This window comes from Pseudoalteromonas sp. DY56-GL22, from assembly GCF_041414715.1.
Classification (GTDB): domain Bacteria; phylum Pseudomonadota; class Gammaproteobacteria; order Enterobacterales; family Alteromonadaceae; genus Pseudoalteromonas; species Pseudoalteromonas simplex.
The window spans coordinates 153679-171999 of record NZ_JANHZR010000004.1 but is presented as its reverse complement, the minus strand read 5'-3'; the positions used below and the strand labels follow the sequence as shown (position 1 = coordinate 171999).

At 40.8% G+C, this 18321-nt stretch carries 14 protein-coding genes; 8 read left to right on the top strand and 6 right to left on the bottom strand.

Going from position 1 to position 18321, the window contains the following annotated elements:
- Positions 1-536: 536 nt before the first annotated feature.
- Positions 537-2669: a TonB-dependent receptor gene (locus NO991_RS11030; protein WP_371352013.1), complete on the bottom strand. Its 2133-nt coding sequence runs from the start codon at positions 2667-2669 to the stop codon at positions 537-539.
- A 104-nt stretch (positions 2670-2773) separates the two neighbouring features.
- Complete coding sequence (locus NO991_RS11025; RefSeq protein WP_187489923.1) at positions 2774-3625, bottom strand: universal stress protein; 852 nt, start codon at positions 3623-3625, stop codon at positions 2774-2776.
- A 267-nt stretch (positions 3626-3892) separates the two neighbouring features.
- Between NO991_RS11025 and NO991_RS11020 the strand changes: the two genes are divergently transcribed.
- Positions 3893-5092: an MFS transporter gene (locus NO991_RS11020; RefSeq protein ID WP_187489924.1), complete on the top strand. Its 1200-nt coding sequence runs from the start codon at positions 3893-3895 to the stop codon at positions 5090-5092.
- Positions 5093-5178: 86 nt separating this feature from the next.
- Here NO991_RS11020 and NO991_RS11015 read toward each other — a convergent pair whose 3' ends face one another.
- Together NO991_RS11015 and NO991_RS11010 are read right to left on the bottom strand one after the other, a co-directional pair.
- Positions 5179-5370, bottom strand: coding sequence for a helix-turn-helix transcriptional regulator (locus NO991_RS11015; protein WP_054551820.1), 192 nt, complete (start codon positions 5368-5370; stop codon positions 5179-5181).
- Entirely contained in the window at positions 5367-5795 is a 429-nt protein-coding gene (locus NO991_RS11010) for a hypothetical protein (RefSeq protein ID WP_054551821.1), read from the bottom strand. The genes NO991_RS11015 and NO991_RS11010 overlap by 4 nt, the downstream gene beginning before the upstream one ends.
- 238 nt (positions 5796-6033) lie before the next feature.
- Here NO991_RS11010 and NO991_RS11005 point away from each other — a divergent pair, with 238 nt between their 5' ends.
- The 4 genes from NO991_RS11005 to NO991_RS10990 all read left to right on the top strand — a co-directional run bounded on the left by NO991_RS11005 (position 6034) and on the right by NO991_RS10990 (position 13475).
- Positions 6034-9288, top strand: coding sequence for a winged helix-turn-helix domain-containing protein (locus NO991_RS11005; RefSeq protein ID WP_300581047.1), 3255 nt, complete (start codon positions 6034-6036; stop codon positions 9286-9288).
- Positions 9289-9311: 23 nt separating this feature from the next.
- Positions 9312-9689 carry a DP-EP family protein gene (locus NO991_RS11000; protein ID WP_300545924.1) on the top strand — a complete coding sequence of 126 codons (378 nt, stop codon included), beginning with the start codon at positions 9312-9314 and terminating at the stop codon, positions 9687-9689.
- Between the two features lie 150 nt (positions 9690-9839).
- On the top strand, positions 9840-10820 hold the full coding sequence (locus NO991_RS10995; RefSeq protein WP_294406624.1) for a sensor domain-containing diguanylate cyclase: 981 nt from the start codon (positions 9840-9842) through the stop codon (positions 10818-10820).
- A gap of 135 nt (positions 10821-10955) precedes the next feature.
- On the top strand, positions 10956-13475 hold the full coding sequence (locus NO991_RS10990) for a TonB-dependent siderophore receptor (RefSeq protein ID WP_187489926.1): 2520 nt from the start codon (positions 10956-10958) through the stop codon (positions 13473-13475).
- Positions 13476-13533: 58 nt separating this feature from the next.
- Here the strand turns inward: NO991_RS10990 and NO991_RS10985 are convergent, their stop codons facing one another.
- Complete coding sequence (locus NO991_RS10985; protein WP_300545922.1) at positions 13534-14379, bottom strand: intradiol ring-cleavage dioxygenase; 846 nt, start codon at positions 14377-14379, stop codon at positions 13534-13536.
- Positions 14380-14583: 204 nt separating this feature from the next.
- Between NO991_RS10985 and NO991_RS10980 the strand changes: the two genes are divergently transcribed.
- Genes NO991_RS10980 through NO991_RS10970 form a run of 3 tightly spaced genes read left to right on the top strand, consistent with a single transcriptional unit; the run spans position 14584 to position 17364 of the window.
- Positions 14584-16056, top strand: coding sequence for an ATP-binding protein (locus tag NO991_RS10980; RefSeq protein WP_300360225.1), 1473 nt, complete (start codon positions 14584-14586; stop codon positions 16054-16056).
- Between the two features lie 4 nt (positions 16057-16060).
- A complete protein-coding gene (locus NO991_RS10975; RefSeq protein ID WP_200909086.1) occupies positions 16061-16756 on the top strand; it encodes a response regulator transcription factor in 696 nt (231 codons plus the stop codon).
- 59 nt (positions 16757-16815) lie between these two features.
- On the top strand, positions 16816-17364 hold the full coding sequence (locus tag NO991_RS10970) for a hypothetical protein (protein WP_300360220.1): 549 nt from the start codon (positions 16816-16818) through the stop codon (positions 17362-17364).
- Here NO991_RS10970 and NO991_RS10965 read toward each other — a convergent pair.
- Entirely contained in the window at positions 17361-18266 is a 906-nt protein-coding gene (locus NO991_RS10965; RefSeq protein WP_300360218.1) for a lipopolysaccharide assembly protein LapB, read from the bottom strand. The two genes, NO991_RS10970 and NO991_RS10965, sit on opposite strands and share 4 nt — an antisense overlap.
- Positions 18267-18321: the final 55 nt, after the last annotated feature.

Below are 18321 nucleotides of genomic sequence, written 5' to 3'. Positions count from 1 at the left end.
CAAGTAATCCAGTGTTTTCCCTCATTACCTTCTCATTCTTTTCTCTTTGTGCAATTTGTTTTAACGCGAAATAAATTTCACGCCTACGACAAAGACATTTATTTTCACAAAGAGGATAAGAGGCGCTGCGCTTTAGAGAATACAACAAGCAATCCAGTGTTTTACCTCATTGTCTTCTCATTCTTTTCTCTTTGTGCAATTTTTTTAACGCGAAATAAATTTCACGCCTACGTCAAAGACATTTATTTTCACAAAGAGGATAAGAGACGCTGCGCTTTAGAGGAAAACAACAAGTAATCTATTGTTTTACCTCATTGTCTTCTCATTCTTTTCTCTTTGTGCAATATGTTTTAACGCGAAATAAATTTCACGCCTACGACAGCTTATGTCACATTTATATCGGACACGTGATCTGACTCGCTAACTTTACTCTCGTAACTAGAAACTCTGGTTTTAATCTGAAAGCTGACAGCTCTCTTCACTCTTTACCCTAGCAGCTTGCTAACTTTACTCTAGCAACTCGCTAACTCCCTAACCTAAAACCTATAACTCACACTGGCATTATACGAACGGCCTTGTCCGGCAAGTTGCTCAAAGCCATTGCTCATATCTTGCTTGTAATTAGCAATGCTTACACCGCCAAGTGGCTGTTGGTAATATTCATCAAGTAAGTTGGTAATTGCTAACTTAAAGGTTAAATTTTGCCACGTTTTCTGGCTTGAGATAGCCAGTAACTGATAACTGTCGGTTTGGTTTTCTAAACGGCGCTCATCAACATGAGTTTTACTATCAACCCATTGCCAGCTCAGTGCGTTTTGCCAGCCTTTGTATTCGTGCTCTAGGCTCAGCTCAGTGTGCAGTGGCATAATTTGATATAAGTCTTCATTGCTATCATCACGCTCACCATGAGTACTGGTTAGTGAGCCTTTTAACTGCCATTTTCCTGCTTGCTTTGAGTTGTAAAGCTCTACCAAGCCCGCCAGTTTTGCACCGTAAAGTGTCGCATCTAGGTTCGTAAAAGTAAGAATATTACGCTTGGTATGCGCCATGTCGGTGCGATTAAAGCTCTTAGTCACTTCAGCATCAATATAATCATTTACTTGCGTGTACCAAACATTTGCCGTTACTTGCCAGCTATCGTCTTTGGCAAGTTTGGTGTAGCTAGAGCTTAATGTGTGAGCTGTTTCGGCTTCTAAATCTGGGTTACCAATATAACCATTACCATCACCAAACCAACCAATCATGGTGGTTGCCATCGTACCTACACCCCAGCTGTAACGCTCATATAAATTAGGTGCGCGGTTTTTACGAGCTAAACCAAATTGCAGCTCATCGTTATTCGATAATTGATAGCGAGCAAGCAAGCTGATATCAACTAAAGTGTCGTCACGTTTACGGTCTAATTGGTTAAATTCCATCGCAGCTTGGGCGTCGGTTTTTGACATATCCATCATTGAGCCCATATTAGCCATGCCGCTCATGCCACCTTCGTTATAAGCCTGCACTTCGCCAGTATCTGTGCTGACTTGCTCAACTCGAACACCTGCCGACACCCACCATGCTTGGTTTACTTGGTTTTGGTACTCCGCAAATGCCGCAAGGCGGTCACGTTTGCCATCGTTAATGTTTACGTATTCATTTGGGCCCATCATCATTGACCCTGTAACCGCTGGCCACCAATCATCAATTCGATAACCGTAATATTCTTGCCCTAGCATTAGTGATGACTGTTTTGATAAGTCAGTGCGCCAATGAACTTGGTAACTGTAATCTTGTGCATCGGTATTCATCGGCATCATGCCGGTTTTCTCATTACTGAAAAAACCCATTTCGTGTTTTACATCATGCGCATTCACTTGCACCTGCAAATCACCATTTTCAAGCTCACGTTGATACTGAACAACGAAACCATAACTGGTGTTATCGGTCATATCCATGTATTGATTTGCAAAGCCTTGGTAAGGAATTTTTTGATGCGTCAGCTTAACCACAAGCTGTTGTTTCTCATTACGAATAGCGCCTGTTAAGGCATGATTTTGTACTCGATATAAGGTATCAAGTACACGCTCACCATGGCCATCATCATAGCTGTTAGCATCTTCAAAGCTGCCTTGGTAAGACAAGCTAAACTGTTTGCTCGCAAGGCTGGCACCTAGCGCGTATGCTTGGCTATCGTTAACGCTTTTGTACTGGGCGGTAACATAGCCTGCGCGCCATTTCACTGAGTCTGAATCACTAAATTCAGGGGCAATCGTATTTACCCTAATAACACCGGCAATATTATCCCCGCCACTGCTTACCGGTGATACACCAGCAACGACACTGTAAGAGGCAATTTGATTTGCCGACACATAAGAGAGTGGCGGGTTCATTTGGTTAGCACACGCTGCTGTGACATCAGCACCATCAACTAAAACTTTAACTCTATCGCCCATCATGCCGTTCATTACTGGCAAGTTAGACACCCCTCCGGCCGCTGAAAAATCAACACCTAAATCTTTCAGTAACGCGTCTGCAGAGCCAACTAATTGATGGTTATTTTGGGCATGACCTTGTACTTCTATCACTTCAATAGAATCATCAGCAAAGGCTGAAATACTTAAAACACAGCTAAGTGCTGCAGCAATTTTGGAAAATAAAAAACCAGGGCGAGAAGATTGCGTGTTCATAACTCTTTTAAAATCAAAGCAAATAATTAATGACGCCGATTATAAAACTCATTAATTAGTCTGAACACGTGACATATTGTCGCACCCTGTCACAGGTAAATAACTTAGCGCAACACCACTAAAGGAATACGGCTATCTTCAAGCATTTTTAAGGTCGTGCTGCCTAAAAAGAACTGCCGCCATTTAGAGTGACCAAATGCGCCCATCACCATTAAGTCAACGGCGTGGTCACTTTTATACCGCCACAGCGCTTGGTAAACATCGCCATCGAGCATGCGCGCTCTCACATTAAAGCCGTTTTCAGCCAGCCTTGCTGAGGCAGTATCAAGTTTGTCTTGGCAGTGACCGTCTTGTTTATCAACCATCACCAAGTGGCAATCTAAGCCGGATAAAATCCCGCCCTTGATAATTTGTGTAATCGCTTTGTCGGTACTTTCGCTGCCATCATAAGCCAGCATAAAGTTTGTGGGCTCATGAAATTGCGGCGGCACAATCGCAACCGGGGTATGTACCTGACGGATCAGCGTTTCAATATGTGAGCCCAGTACTTTAAAATCATCGTAATGGCCTTTACCAGAGCGGCCAATAATCATCACGCGGGCATTGTCTTCATGTTCAAGCAAGGCATCAACAAGACTCATTGAAAGCTGCTGTTGCTCAATCTCGTTTAAGCCTGCATGCTCGGCTTTTTTCATTGCTTCATCTAGCAATAATTGACCGTGCTGCGACGCTACTTTGTTGCGCTCTTGCTCAAGTTTTGCCAATTGCTCTAACAATGAAGTTTGCGAACCTAAACCAATAATTGCGGTTAAATCATCACTGCCCTGCGGCAAAGGTGGCTCTAAAGCATGCAGAAAATTAATTGGATGGCTGGAGCGCTTAGAAATCCAAATAGCCGCTTCTGTCACCGCATCGGTCATGCATGAACCGTCGATACAAGCAAATATCTTTTTCATTACACTCTCCTTTAAACCAATTTAATTCACCAAGTATAGTTGGCTTTTTCTCTGTATTTATTTTGAACAGCAAAGACTTAAGAAGTTCAGGTTATTTTCTTATAGCAAACAAATATAGAACGTTCCAAAAAGTACTGTATCAACCCCATTAATTTGTATTAAAATAGCGCTGGGCACACATCTCTACTCCAGAACAAAGTATTTGTTACTGGCACTTTCAATTATCAAAAATCTATTTTGTTTTTAAATTTATTTTAAAGGAATTACATGACTAACGTAGCCAACTCCCAAGGCAACGCAAGCACGTTTACCATTCTGATAGTATTGGCTTTAGGCACATTCATTTTAGGCCTATCAGAATTTTCTATGATGCCAATGTTGCCCCTGATCAGCGAAACATTTTCGTCTACGCCAGCGCAAAGTGGTTATGCCATCAGCGCTTACGCGATAGGCGTCGTCGTCGGTGCACCGCTATTTATGATCACAACCGCCAACATGCGTAAGCGCAATGCACTGTTGATGTTTGTCAGTATGATGTTTTTATTCAATGGCTTAAGTGCTTTTGCAAACTCGCTTGAGCAACTTATTTTATTTCGCTTTTTAAGTGGTTTACCACACGGTGCCTACTTCGCCGCTGCTATTTTATTGGCTGCCGACATCGCCCCTGCCGATAAACGCGCAAGCTTTATGTCAAAAGTGTTTATGGGTTTAACCATTGCCACTATCGTTGGTGTGCCCATGGTCACCTTAGTGGGGCAAAACTTTAGCTGGCGTTATTGTTTGGCAGGCACCGCTTTACTTGCGTTAGTTGCCTTGGTATTGATTGTGAAATACGTACCTAACGTAAAAAATACCGCGCCAACATCGATTCTCGATGAGTTAAGTGTATTAAAGAACAAGCTCGTATGGACCATTCTAGGTATCATCATTATTGGTTTTGGTGGTGTATTTTGTGTTTACACTTACATTGCCGACACTATTTTAGAAGTCACCCATACCCCTGCTTACACTATCTCTATTGCTATGATCATGTTTGGTATTGGTTGTACATTAGGTAACTACCTATTAGGTAAAGCCGCCGACCACTCACCGCTGAAAACCACAGGGGCTGCGCTAATTGGTGCTGTAGTATTTGCAGCCAGTTATGTAAGCGCAAGCCATAATATTTGGCTGTTATACGCGGTGATTTTCTTTATTGGTTTTAGTGTTGGTTTAGGTACCGTGATCCAATCGTTATTAATGGATGTATCACCACAAGGGCATGCCATGATTGGTGCGCTAGTACAGTGTGCGTTTAATACTGCCAATGCCATAGGCCCTTGGCTTGGCGGCATGGCTATTGCTGGGGGCGCACTCCCTAGTCAAACAGGCTATGTTTCGGCGGCATTATTCTTAGGTGGCTTTTTAATGTGGTCGTTAAGTGCGATGCAGATGAAAAAACAAAGCTGTAAGCTCTCAAAAATGTAGTAGCGATTTTATATCGCGTAGGATAAATGGCGTTTAACCTGAATGATTTAACATTCGGCGTTAAAACGCCTCTTACGCTATCAGACTTACTCATCCTGAAATATCTCTTCGATACTCAGGTTAAATAAACGCGCGGCTTTAAATGCTAATGGCAAACTTGGGTCAAATTTACCTTTTTCAATCGCATTAATGGTTTGCCTAGACACATCCAAAAGCTCTGCGAGTTTCGCTTGGGTGTAGTTGTGCTCAGCACGAAGCACTTTCAAGCGGTTTTTCATTCTTCGCCCTCGTCGTTTAACTGCTTATTCATCATTAAAAGACTCACCAAATAGGTTAAGCCCATAAAGAGCACGAGGTGCGATATATCTTCTTTAAAGCTTATTAAACCACTTGATTGCACCACCGAGTAAGCTAAACCAAATACCAAGCTTGCACCCAAGGTAATGGCCATTGCATTAAGGTGCATACGCTGCTGCAGCTCATCCATTCCTTGTAGTTGTCGTTTGTTCGATAAAATCATCATGATGCCAACTACTACATTGATTAAGATTGCCACAACACTAAAAATAGCCTGCTCTTGCCATAAAAAATGCGGCCCAAATGAGGCAATTGCTAATGTAATCACCCATGCTGATGTCCATTTAGCGAGGTTTAGCGTGTTCTGCTTATTACGTTGTTTAAAGGTTAATCCTGTTTGATTCATTATTCTCACCTTAAAAGTAAAGTAAACTTGACTAAAGATTAACCTAGCAACACAAAAAGTCAAACAAACTTTACAAAAAGTTTTATATACACGACATCAATATGATTTTTTAATGTCAGAAAAGGCAAGGCGCTTGCTGTTGATCTCATAATATTGTATTAATCAAAGTATCCCGTAATCTAATATAAAATCGGTCCAATCGGACTGCGTTTCTAACAATAACAATGAAGATAACACTATGAATACGGCGCTGTTTTTCGTTGGCGAATGGCAAGTTACTCCGGCTACTAATTCAATCAGACGCGGTGAACAAACAAAGCATCTTGAACCCAAGGCGATGGATGTATTACTGCTGCTATGCGAAAAACAAGGTGAGCTACTAACAAGTGAAGAAATTATCAGCCACTGCTGGCCAAATGTAGCGCTCGGTGACAACCCCCTGCATAAAGTGATCACCCAATTACGTAAAGCCTTTGAAGATAAAGCAAGTGATCCGCATTACATAGAAACCATTCGTAAACGTGGTTATCGGGTTATTGCCGAAATCAACTTTCCACTCAACGAAGAACAAAAAGCCAGCCAAACCAGTTGGCAAGGTGATTCGCCCTTTGTTGGCTTAAGTGCGTTTGCACCTGAGCAAGCCGATGTATTTTTTGGTCGTAACAAACAAATTGCCACTTTGCTACAGCGAGTGTCGGCTCAAATAGAATTTGGTCGCGCATTTTGCTTAATTTTGGGAGCCAGTGGTTCAGGTAAATCGTCGTTAGTTAACGCCGGTGTATTGCCCGCTTTAATGTCGAGTAATGGCTACGATGGCATTAGAGTACACAGTTACTGCCAACTCGACTTTGCCGATGTCAGCAAAGAGCGCTTACTGCTTGATTTAGCCTCAACCTTGCTCGATTTAGAAATAAACGACGCAGCTGTACTTAGCGATATAAGCGCCGATGCGTTGGCTGAATTGTTATTAAAAGACCCAGAACAAGTTATTTCTCGCTGTAAAGCAGCACTTGCAGCGCTAAATAAAGAGCGCACTACGCCCTATTTATTTTTATTTATCGACCGGCTCGAAGTGCTATTGTCATCACCTTTATTTAGCGATGACGAGCGCAACCAGCTGTTAGCACTTATTGAGCGCTTAGCAACAAGTGGCTGCATGATCATTTTTAGTGCCTGTCGTAATGACTTTTACCCGCAAGTAGTGAGTCAACCAAGTTTAATGGCAGGTAAAGCCAATGGCGCACACTTTGATTTATTAGCGCCAACTCGCTCTGAGCTTAAGCAAATGATCCGTTTGCCAGCACTTGCAGCAGGCTTAAGTTGGCAACATCACCCAGAGCATCACACACCGCTTGATGAACAACTTTGTAATGATACTGCCAATAACCCAGATGCATTGCCAATGCTGCAATACACCTTGCAGCAGCTTTACTTGCAGCGCAGCCCAGACAACGAATTATTGTTTTCTGAATACCAAGCCCTTGGCACCATCGAAGGAGCCATCGGCCAAAAAGCCGAACAGGTATTTTGCCAATTACCCAAAGACCAACAAGCTGAACTTGCCGCTGTACTTTCTAAGCTGATCACTTTAAGCCCAGATGGCGAAACACTCACTAGCCGTGCAGCACATTGGAGCGAATTAACCAGCACTGCTGCGACCAAGCTTGCTCAGGCCATGGTCGACAGCCGCTTGTTTGTATCACACCTTAAAAATGAGCAAGCCTGTTTTAGCCTTGCTCACGAAGCGCTGCTACGCCATTGGCAACGCGCCATAGATTGGGTGCAAGAGCACCAACAAAGCTTAGCAATTCAAAGTCGTGTGCAACTAGCCACCGAGCGCTGGCTGCTTGAACAAAAACACAGCGACTTTTTATTAGCCCAAGGTAAACCGCTACAAGAAGCACAAAGCCTAGTTAAAAACCCTATGTTTAGCTTATCGAGTGACGAACAAGCGTTAATTAAGGCTTCTAACAATAAAGCCAAACGTAAAAAACGCGTGTTACAAATAACGGCAGCTGCACTTGTGTGCTTAACCTTTATTGCCACATTTATGAGCGTGCGTAGCTATCACGCCGAACAAATAGCAAAACAAAAACGCCAAGAAGCGGAGAGTTTATTGGGTTTTATGGTCGGTGAATTTGCCGACAAACTCAGAAGCGTTAAGCGCATGGATTTATTGGATGGTATTAGCAACAAAGCCCTTGAGTATTTTACCAACCAAGACGAAGAAACAGCGTCACTGTTTGACTTTAGCGATAAACAAGACCAGTTTAATAACCGTTTTCAATACGCTCAAACCTTAGAGGCCATGGGCGAAGTCGCCTACTCTCGCGGCAAAACTGACGAGGCCTTCACCGCCTTTGAAAATGCACGAACGCGCCTAGAATCATTACTAAAAACTCAACCTAATAACCTAGATGTTTTAATGCTCGCAGGGGCCAATGCTTTTTGGCTTGGTAATTTAACTTATGAGCAAAGTAATTACTTAGCGACTGAGCCAATGTTCAAACGTTACTTGGCTTACAGTGAAAAGATGTATCAACTTGCCCCTAATGACTTTAATTCAATTATGGAGCTATCTTACTCACACAATTCTCTTGGTTCGCTGTATTTAAAACAGTTTAATTACGCTCTTGCAAGACAAAGCTTTACTGAGTCTTTAAAACTTAAAAACCAAGCTCTTGAACTTAAACCTAATAACAAAAATTTATTACGCGATAAGACAGATACCATCAGTTGGATTGCAACCACAGAAGAAAGGCTCGGTAATTTAAACGCTGCACTCGAAATGCTTGAGCGAGCCTCTCAACAGCTAGTCAACATGCTTAAAGCGTCACCGAATGATGCAAGTTTGCAAAGTCATTTAGCAAACACTTATATGCAGCAAAGCTTTTTATTGAGCTATTACCCAAATAAGAAAGCGGCATTTTTAAAAGCAGAAAAAGCAACCAATGCGATTAATCAAGCAAGAATACAAGATCCAAAAAATCAAAACTTTCAGCGCACCTTTTACAGAACGCTTGCATACCAATTAATGCTGTTAGATAAAAATAAAACAAGTGAAAAGGTAAAAGATGTTTTGAGTTACATTGATAACCAAGGGTTTTCAAATACAACTTTAATAAACATTCAAATAGGTGTCATTCATTATTTAATAAATAGAAATCTTTTAAGTGAAGCCGAATCCCATTTATTAAAACTAGAAAGCAACTCATATTTTATTGAGAGATTGTCTGATACTAAAAAAATAGAAAATAACTCTATTCTAATAAAGATAAACTTAATTAAAGCAAAGCTTACTAAAGACAAAATAACAAAACAAAAATTATGTCAAGCAACTATAAATACGATTGAGAAGAACAACAATGGCGACAAAAGTATAAAAAGAACTTACCCACTTATTCAAGCCTACACCTGCTTAAATAAAGCAGATGTAGTCGACACAATTAAAAGTAAGCTAATTGAGTTAGGCATTACTAACTTTGATCTATAAAAAACAACTAGAAGGTAATAACAATGAGCGAAAGTCAAACTTACAACTTTACAGTGAATGTTACACTTAACACTGAAAATGAAGCTGTATTCACATACTTCCAAGACGGTCAGCAAGTTTCTGGTGGCGGTACTGTCAATGAAAGAAACAGCCTCGGTATTTATACGCTTGATGACGCAACAGTTGAAGCGGGCTTTCAATTTACAGGAGCTAAATTTGCAAACCTTGAAGGTGATTGCGAGCAAGACTTTAGCTTTAAAGTCACTAACAATGGTCAAACAATTGAGATTGCCGATACAGATGATAATAGCGGTACTGCGTGTATGATTTTCATCGTGGAGTGCAATGGCACAAGCTATGAAAGTGCAGATCCACAAGTAGAAAACAAAGAAGAAAACTAAAAACCTCTTGTGAAAAGCTCCTTTTTAGGAGCTTTTTTACATTACAAAACAACAGATTAAAACCAGAAGATTACCAGAAGGTTAATTTGCACTTTTTTAAGTAACTTTATAGACACCAAAATCGTTTGCATCGGCAAAAAGGAAACGAACGTGTCTACTAATAAAAATGAACAACCAAGCACTGCAAAACCAGAAGCGAAAAACGCACTACCGCAGTCTATCAATTCAGAGCAACTTGCACTGATTGCACAAATGTTTCAGAACATTCCTGAAGGAGTGTTTATCATTAATGGTCAAGGCACGTTTGAATTTGCAAACCCGATGGCGGCACAGCTTTTAGGTGACAACCAAGAAGCGTTAATCGGGCAAAACATTTTACATTACCTACACGACACCGACCGTGATAAATACATGTATACCCTACTTAGTTGGTTAGACCATAAAGACTCGCCGATAAGCCTTGGGCCAAACGAAGTTAAAATAAACCGTGCCGACAGTAAAACCCTTGAGGCGGATTTATGTATATCGAGCCTGCCAAAAAACATTGCCGTTGCAGAAAATTTATTTATTTGTGTATTACACGATTTATCATCACACAAAGAACAATATAACCGCTTAATTAAACAGGCTACCACTGACCATTTAACCGGCCTTGCAAATAGATTAACCCTTGAAGAGTCATTAAAAGAGCATTGGCAAGAAAGCGTACAAACCAATCAGGCTATTAGCACTATATTAATCGACATTGATTACTTTAAATTATTCAATGACCGATTCGGTCATGTAAAAGGCGATAAATGCTTACAAAAAGTAGCAAGTATAATAGCAGAGTCACTCCCTTCTCGCGATTGTTTAGCAGCCCGTTATGGCGGTGAAGAATTTGCTATTATATTACCCCGTTGTCAAAAAGACACAGCCGCCGCTATTGCTAAACATATTCAAATAAAAATAAATAACATGCCATTTACTGACATAGGATTACCGAGTGATTTTAGAATAAGTGTAAGCCAAGGAATTGCTTGTGAGTTCAATAATCAATATCGTACTTCAGAAGCATTAATTTGCGCTGCAGATACTGCTTTATACCGAGCAAAAACAGAGGGCAGAAATAAAATAAGCATTAGCGCGTAAACATAACAGTAACAATAAAAACATAAATTCAACAACAATCATAAGTAACACATATACTATATTTTAATGTTATTTGTTTGTTCCCGTTTCGTATTATAGACTAAATTCAGTTAGATAAGTCAGATGGGAACAATAATGACATTATTCAAAAAATTACCTTTGCAACTTGCAATCGCAAGTACGTTAGCTGCATCAGCGACTGCAATCGCTGCTGAGCAAAATACAGAAGATACAGCAAAAGATATTGAGGTTATCTCTGTTACAGGTACACGTAGGAGTTTACGTAGCCTTTCTGAAAGTACAGTGCCAGTTGATCTACTAACAAGCCGCGACTTAGCAAGTACTGGTCAGCTTGAAATTAGCCAAGTACTTGCTTCACAGTTACCAAGTTTTAATTACCCTAGCGCCACTCTTGCCGATGGTACTGATCATGCAAAACCAGCCGTTTTACGTGGCCTTGCTCCTGATCACACTCTGGTATTAGTAAACGGTAAACGTCGCCATGCAGGTGCACTATTAAATTTAGGTGGCACAGTGGGTCGTGGCTCGACGGCCGTTGATTTAAACAATATTCCTACTTCAGCTATTAAGCGCGTTGAGATTCTTCGCGATGGTGCTGCAGCACAATATGGCTCTGATGCCATTGCTGGCGTGATCAATATTGTACTAAAAGACGCTGATGAGGGCGGTAGCGTTAGCTACACTTACGGTGAATACGACACGCAAATGGCTGGCTCGCCGCAACTACTAAGCACAAGCGCTGATAACGATGGTAACTTGAGCTTTGCAAAAGGCAGTGATCGTAAATTAAACGATGGTATTTCGCGAACAGCAAGCGCGAATGCCGGTTTCGCTTTAGGTGATAACGGCTTTATAAACATCTCTATCGAATCTCGCAATAACGAGCCAACAAACCGCTCGGGAATTGATCAACGCGAGCAATACAGTCGTGATGATAATGGCAACCTAGACTCACGTGAATTTGATTTCGACCGTTACAATCATCGTTTTGGTAAAGCCGATATCGAAGACTATGCACTTTTTTATAATCTAGGTTACGAGTTTGATAACTCACTATCACTTTACTCGTTTGCTAGTTACTCAAACCGTAAAGGTAATTCGGCAGGCTTTTATCGCCGTGCCAAAGACTCTCGTAACTTAACCGAAGTATACCCTAATGGCTTCTTACCTGAAATAGATACAGATGTTGATGACTATTCATTTGCGATCGGTGTTAACGGCGAAACCAATGACTGGACATGGGATGTAAGTACCAATTATGGTCGCAACGATTTCGGCTTAGGGGTCAGTAATAGCTTAAATACGTCGATGGGTGTTAGCAGCCCAACTGAATTTGATAACGGCGCCCTTGTCTATGAGCAATACTTAATTAACATGGATGCCAGCAATACTCTTGACCTTGGCTTACCTGATGATGTGTTTGTTACCGTGGGCGCTGAGTATCGTCACGAAAATTATCAAATCAAAGCAGGTGAAGAGGCTTCATACATCACCGTATTGGATGACGATGGCAACCCTGTTGCTGCTGGTGGCGCACAAGTGTTAGCTGGTTTCTCTCCAGAAAGTGCAACTGACGAAAGCCGCCATAACATTGCGGTATTTGCTGAGTTTGATACTTACCTAACAACAGATTGGAATCTAGTGTTGGCTGGTCGTTTTGAAGATTACAGCGATTTTGGCAGCACTTTTACCTCTAAACTAGCTACGCGCTACAGCATTAACGAGTCATTGTCGTTGCGCGGTGCAATTAGCACAGGTTTTAGAGCGCCTTCACTTGCACAAACTTCTTATAAATCAGTAAGTACTGTATTTGAAAACGGTATTCCAAGTGAGGTCGGTTTATTCCCAGTTGATGAACCTGCAGCCCAAGCTCTAGGGGCACGCAAACTTGATGCTGAAGAATCAGTTAATATGACGGCGGGTTTTATCTTTACGCAAGGCGGTTTTAGCCTGACGCTTGACGCATATCGCATTGAAATTGACGACCGTATCGTATTGTCTGAAAACTTAAGTGGTCCCGAAGTTGAAGCGATTCTAGCTGCAGCTGGTGAACAAAACACTCAAAGCGTTCGATATTTTACAAACGCTATTGATTCACGTACGCAAGGTGTTGATATTGTAGCTACCTACTCATTAGGTTTAGAAAACTATGGTGATTTACGCTTAAGTGCTGCGGTTAACTTTAACGACACAGAAGTCACACACGTTAAAGAAAACCCAGCAGAGCTAGAAGCACTAGGTGATAACTATCAATACTTCGCACGTCGTGAAATCACTCGCTTTGAAGAAGGCACTCCTGCTGATAAGTGGAACCTATCTGCAACATGGGATTATGAAAACTTTCAGACCACATTACGTGCAACCCGTTATGGCGAAGTCGTTGACACTTCAAGTACGCCTGAGGGTGATGAAATTATTGATGCTAAATGGATCACTGACTTAGAGGTAGCTTATCGTCCCGATGAGCAGTGGAAATTTGCATTAGGCGCTAATAACCTATTTGATCAGTACCCTCAAGATACTGTAAGCAATATCGGTTATAGTGATTTCAATCAAATTTTTACCTACAGTGCATTTACGCCATACAGTTTAGATGGTCGTTTTGTTTACGGTAACATCACTTATAGCTTTTAAAAAATAGGGCGTGAAAGCAGTAATTGCTAACACGCCCTAACCTACAATGATGGGTTGCTTAATTAATCTGAATAGTGTGGTAGGCCAATAAAGTGCCATCGCTATTTTGTGCTGTGTTTAAAATAAACTGCTCATAATCACTACCAAACACATTATCGTTGCTAGCAAGGGTTGTATCTTGTTCACCTCGTGATTTGTACTCGCTGTGAGTAGTACAAATTTCTTTAGCGAACGCATCTGTAAAACAAAACTGACTAATTACATAGTCGTTATTGTTGTTCGACACTTTAAAATGAATATGAATAGTTCGCCCCGAATACCAACCTGGAAAATGCGTTTTAAAGTTCACACGACCACTACTATCTGTGATCAATGAACCTCGGTACCAGGTGCTTCCCTCAGCTTCGGTATCGCCATCAGTACAGAAGTCACCGGCAAAACGTGAGCTATCAGAACTACTACTTGTATCACCCGAGTAAATACCGCGGGTATCACAGTGCCAAACCGATATTTCGTAATTTGCTAGTGGGTTACAGTCACTATCAATTAACTGTAAACAAAGCATCATAGGCAAACCGGTTAAGCCATCCGAAATATCTTCGTCTGAATCAGCTTGGAAGTAACAGGGGCCTTCTGTTGTTGCTTTAGTAAGTGCTAACACACATGCGGTGGATGTTTCAAAAATACTGTCATCCGGAAAGTCATCAGTAATAAGCGCTGTTGTGCCCGATACATATTCACTGTCGTTCGTGGTTGTTGTATCGCCTGTATCAGTGCTGGTGCCTGTGCCCGTTGATGTGTCGGTGTCTGATGTTGTATCAGTGGACGATATTGTGTCTGAGTTACAGCCTAAAAATGCCAACATAGGCACAGTAGCAAGAGAAACCCCTAATGTTTTTAGCATTTTCCTACGAGTATATAGTTCAGGTTTTAAAGTCACCTAGTGCCCCTTCGTTAACTTGAATAATTAGCGTCGAGTATAAAGAACAAATGTAGAGACTTTGTGTAGAAAAAGTGGTGCTTTTATAGAGTGATTAGGATGCACATGCCAAAAAATAGACATTTATAGTATATTCAATTTTGGCTATTACATTTTACTATGATACCTATGAAGTTAATTCACAAACTCTTAATTACCAATCTTATTATTACGTTACTGCTGGTACTGACCATGTTTGGTCTTAATGCAATAACTAATAAGCGTATGCTCAATAATGTATTTGAGGATATAGACAACGAAGCATTTAACCTTATAGCCACTGAAATTAGCCAGCAGTATCAGCAAACGGGTTCGATTGGTATGTTTATCGACTCTAAAGCTCTGTGGTATGAGCTAATTAACCGCAATTTTCACTCAAGCCGTTTATTGTTTTCGCCGAACAGACCAAAACCAAGAGAGCCCAGACCTTTTTCACTAGAAGGCCCCCCTCAAAAGCACATGCAAAATGAGGGAATGCCACCACCTCGCAATAAACCGATGGCTGATGACTTTATGCCTTTTGAAAAACGCCTCAGCTTGCTTGATGCAAAAGGCAAAATATTGATTGCAGGCAATACCGATACTGAGGTCGTGAATGAGCAAGAAATCACTCACAATGGTGCCGTTGTTGCAGTGCTGCAGTTGCATGCTAACGGTAACCATGTCAGCGCGCTTACTCAGCATTACCTTAATACACAAATTAATATCAGTTTGTGGACAGCGGGGATTGGTTTATTAATTGCTTTATTGTTTAGTTACTTACTCGCACATCATTTTACTAATCCTATTTCACAACTAAAAGAAGGCGCAAAAGCCCTTGCTGAGCGCAAGTTTGAGACCAAAATTACAGTAAATAGTAGTGATGAATTCGCCACCTTAGCGGAAGATTTCAACCGTATTGCCACAGAGCTTAGGCGTTTTGAATCGCAGCAAAGTCAATGGATTATGGATATTTCTCATGAACTGCGTACGCCTTTAACTATTTTAGAGGGCGAACTTGAAGCAATTAACGATGGCATTATCGAACCTAACCAAAAAGCGATAAGTTCACTACAAGAAGAAGTGACGCTGTTAAGTCGACTTGTGAACGACTTACATAAAGTCAGCACACTTGACAGATACAGCTTCAACTACCAGATGGAAGAGATTGATTTTAATACCTTAGTAACTTTACAAGCGCATAAATATGCCTTTAAATTTCAATCAAAAAACATCACCCTCAATGCCACCTTATCTGAGCAACCCGTAATAATTTTGGCTGATCAGAATCGTATTACACAAGTACTACAAAACATTTTAGAAAATAATTTACGGTATACCGATGAACAGCAAAAAGTCTGGTTAGATTTAACCGTGTCTAAGCATCATGTATTTTTGTCGATAGAAGATTCTGGTCCCGGTGTCCCCGATGAAGCCCTTGAAAAACTGTTTGATCGTTTATATCGCACCGATAGCTCTCGCAACAGAAAAACCGGCGGTTTTGGCCTAGGCTTGGCGATTTGCCAAACAATTATTGAAGCTCACCATGGAAGCATAAATGCAACTAAAAGCCGGTTAGGCGGTCTGTGTATAACGTTAAAACTCCCGCTTGCAGAGGCGTAATAATATGTCAGAAACCATAGCAAAACAGCATATTCTCGTTATTGAAGACGAAGTTAAAATTGCCGAACTAATAGAAAAGTATTTATATCTGGAAGGGTTTAAAACAAGCTTAATTCACGATGGCACCTGCGCACTTGATGCTGTTAATGAGCTAAACCCTGACCTCATTATTCTCGATATCATGTTGCCAGGCACTAACGGCATCGAGCTGTGTAGCAAGATAAGACAATACAGTGATGTGCCTATTATTATGCTTACGGCACGGGTTGAAGAAATTGACCACTTAATTGGTTTTGATGTCGGTGCCGATGACTATGTTACTAAACCATTTAAACCAAAAGAGTTAATGGCACGTGTAAAGGCTATTTTAAAGCGCCGCCGTATGCCAACTACCGCACCAAATACGCTCAAAGCGGGCAATATTATTGTTGATCCGAGCGAATACAAAGTACTGGTAAATAATGCAGAGCTAAAACTAACAATTAATGAATTTAGCTTATTAAAAATATTAATTGCCTCACCCAATAAGGTTTTTTCACGCCAAGATTTACTAACCATGACCCAAGGGAAGTACTTTGAAAGCTACGAGCGTAGTATTGATTCACACATTAAAAACTTGCGTAAAAAGCTGACACAAGCCGACCCTAATAGTCATTACATTGAGTCAATTTATGGTGTGGGATATAAATTTAAAACTTAAACAACCTTTTTCATACTTGCGACGACTAACTAAATGACATAACCCTGTAGGATATCATTATGAATTTAGTACGCATCAGCGCAAGCGCACTCTTAATTGCTGCCACTACCGCTTGTATCGGCCTCTCTAATGCCAGTACAGCGAACGACCAAGGTGATTATCGCGTTATCACTTTTAAAGACTGTAAAAAGGTGGGCGAAATTACCCTCAATAACGAACAGATTGCTGCATACCTAGAGCTTAAACATGAGCAAGTAAAACTAGAAGCGCTAGAGCAACCAATTAGCAACATAGAACAACAAGTGACTGAGTACTCTGAGCAAATAGAAGCGATCGCCGAAAAAGCTGTTATTGAAAACGAGAATCACCTGCGAATTAATAAAAGCTTATTAAAAGAGCAAGATAAGTTGGCTACAGAGCTCAATAAACTGATGGCTGCTCATGATGCCGATTTTAAAGCGCTAGAGCAGCAAGCAAAGTTAATTGAACATGCCGCTAAGCAGTTTGATAAAACTATGAAACCTTTGATGGAGCAAGGCGATTCAACCCATCTACAAATTTTAGCGCCAGGTGAAGATGAAAAATCTGGGTGTTTTTACACTATCTAAAGCACATTACTAAGATGTGCATAAAGTTTCGCATGTGATTGACGAATGTCTTCTTTATGCACTTGTTTAAACCACTTTAAAGCCTGTGCTGGCTTGCCAGCTTGCCAATTGATTTCAGCAAGGCGTAATTTATAAATAGCAACTGCGTTGCGATCTGAGTCCGTGTCCATGAATTTGAGTGACTGCACATAAACATGATCAGCTTTCACATAATCAGCAAGAAGTTGATGAGTACGGGCTAAGTTACCTAATGCTACAGAAATCTTACGATTATGATTAGTTTTTAAAATCCAATCAGCTGCAATTTGTCGGTTTACAAGTGCACCATCTATATCCCCTAATGAATGAAAAACATTCGCTTTATTCGACGCTAATTCAAAATGAAAAATGGGGTCTTTGCTTTTGCCAAAACGGCGCTCTGCCCTATCAAGAATTTGCAACGCTGTTTCTTTATTACCAAACACAAATTGCAAATTGGCCAGCTCGACCATACGCATCGGATTACCAAACGAATCAAAAATAGCTTGTAGCTTTTCAAACGCTTTCGTCGCATATTTATGACCAGTTTCTGAGTCACCTAAATAGTGTGTTGATTTTGCGTAATAAAAGTAAACTTGTACTTGAAAGACGACTGGCAATTCTTCACTTGTAATAAAAGGCTCAGCGCGATCCTTTAAAGCTTGAAATTCCATTTTGTCGTAGAAGTAATCTAACTGATACGATTTAATCTCATACCAACGCGCAGAGCCAATCTCGCTGCTGGCAAGCTGCTGATTAATGTAATCTAGGCAACTAATTTGCGATTGCCGCTCACAAAACATCTCATGATCACTAAAGTTTTCAGAGGCTGAGGCATTAAAACTAGATAACCCCAGCAATAACATGGCTAACTTTTTCTTCATCCACAATTATCTCAGTGATAACACCTTCAGAAAGCTAACAAAGTTTAATGCTTTA

What these genes read in the sequence shown, in the direction of transcription:
- NO991_RS11030 (WP_371352013.1), bottom strand. Translation starts at nt 2,669, where the DNA reads ATGAACACGCAATCTTCTCGCCCTGGTTTTTTATTTTCCAAAATTGCT.
- NO991_RS11025 (WP_187489923.1), bottom strand. Translation starts at nt 3,625, where the DNA reads ATGAAAAAGATATTTGCTTGTATCGACGGTTCATGCATGACCGATGCG.
- NO991_RS11020 (WP_187489924.1), top strand. Translation starts at nt 3,893, where the DNA reads ATGACTAACGTAGCCAACTCCCAAGGCAACGCAAGCACGTTTACCATT.
- NO991_RS11015 (WP_054551820.1), bottom strand. Translation starts at nt 5,370, where the DNA reads ATGAAAAACCGCTTGAAAGTGCTTCGTGCTGAGCACAACTACACCCAA.
- NO991_RS11010 (WP_054551821.1), bottom strand. Translation starts at nt 5,795, where the DNA reads ATGAATCAAACAGGATTAACCTTTAAACAACGTAATAAGCAGAACACG.
- NO991_RS11005 (WP_300581047.1), top strand. Translation starts at nt 6,034, where the DNA reads ATGAATACGGCGCTGTTTTTCGTTGGCGAATGGCAAGTTACTCCGGCT.
- NO991_RS11000 (WP_300545924.1), top strand. Translation starts at nt 9,312, where the DNA reads ATGAGCGAAAGTCAAACTTACAACTTTACAGTGAATGTTACACTTAAC.
- NO991_RS10990 (WP_187489926.1), top strand. Translation starts at nt 10,956, where the DNA reads ATGACATTATTCAAAAAATTACCTTTGCAACTTGCAATCGCAAGTACG.
- NO991_RS10985 (WP_300545922.1), bottom strand. Translation starts at nt 14,379, where the DNA reads ATGCTAAAAACATTAGGGGTTTCTCTTGCTACTGTGCCTATGTTGGCA.
- NO991_RS10980 (WP_300360225.1), top strand. Translation starts at nt 14,584, where the DNA reads ATGAAGTTAATTCACAAACTCTTAATTACCAATCTTATTATTACGTTA.
- NO991_RS10975 (WP_200909086.1), top strand. Translation starts at nt 16,061, where the DNA reads ATGTCAGAAACCATAGCAAAACAGCATATTCTCGTTATTGAAGACGAA.
- NO991_RS10970 (WP_300360220.1), top strand. Translation starts at nt 16,816, where the DNA reads ATGAATTTAGTACGCATCAGCGCAAGCGCACTCTTAATTGCTGCCACT.
- NO991_RS10965 (WP_300360218.1), bottom strand. Translation starts at nt 18,266, where the DNA reads ATGAAGAAAAAGTTAGCCATGTTATTGCTGGGGTTATCTAGTTTTAAT.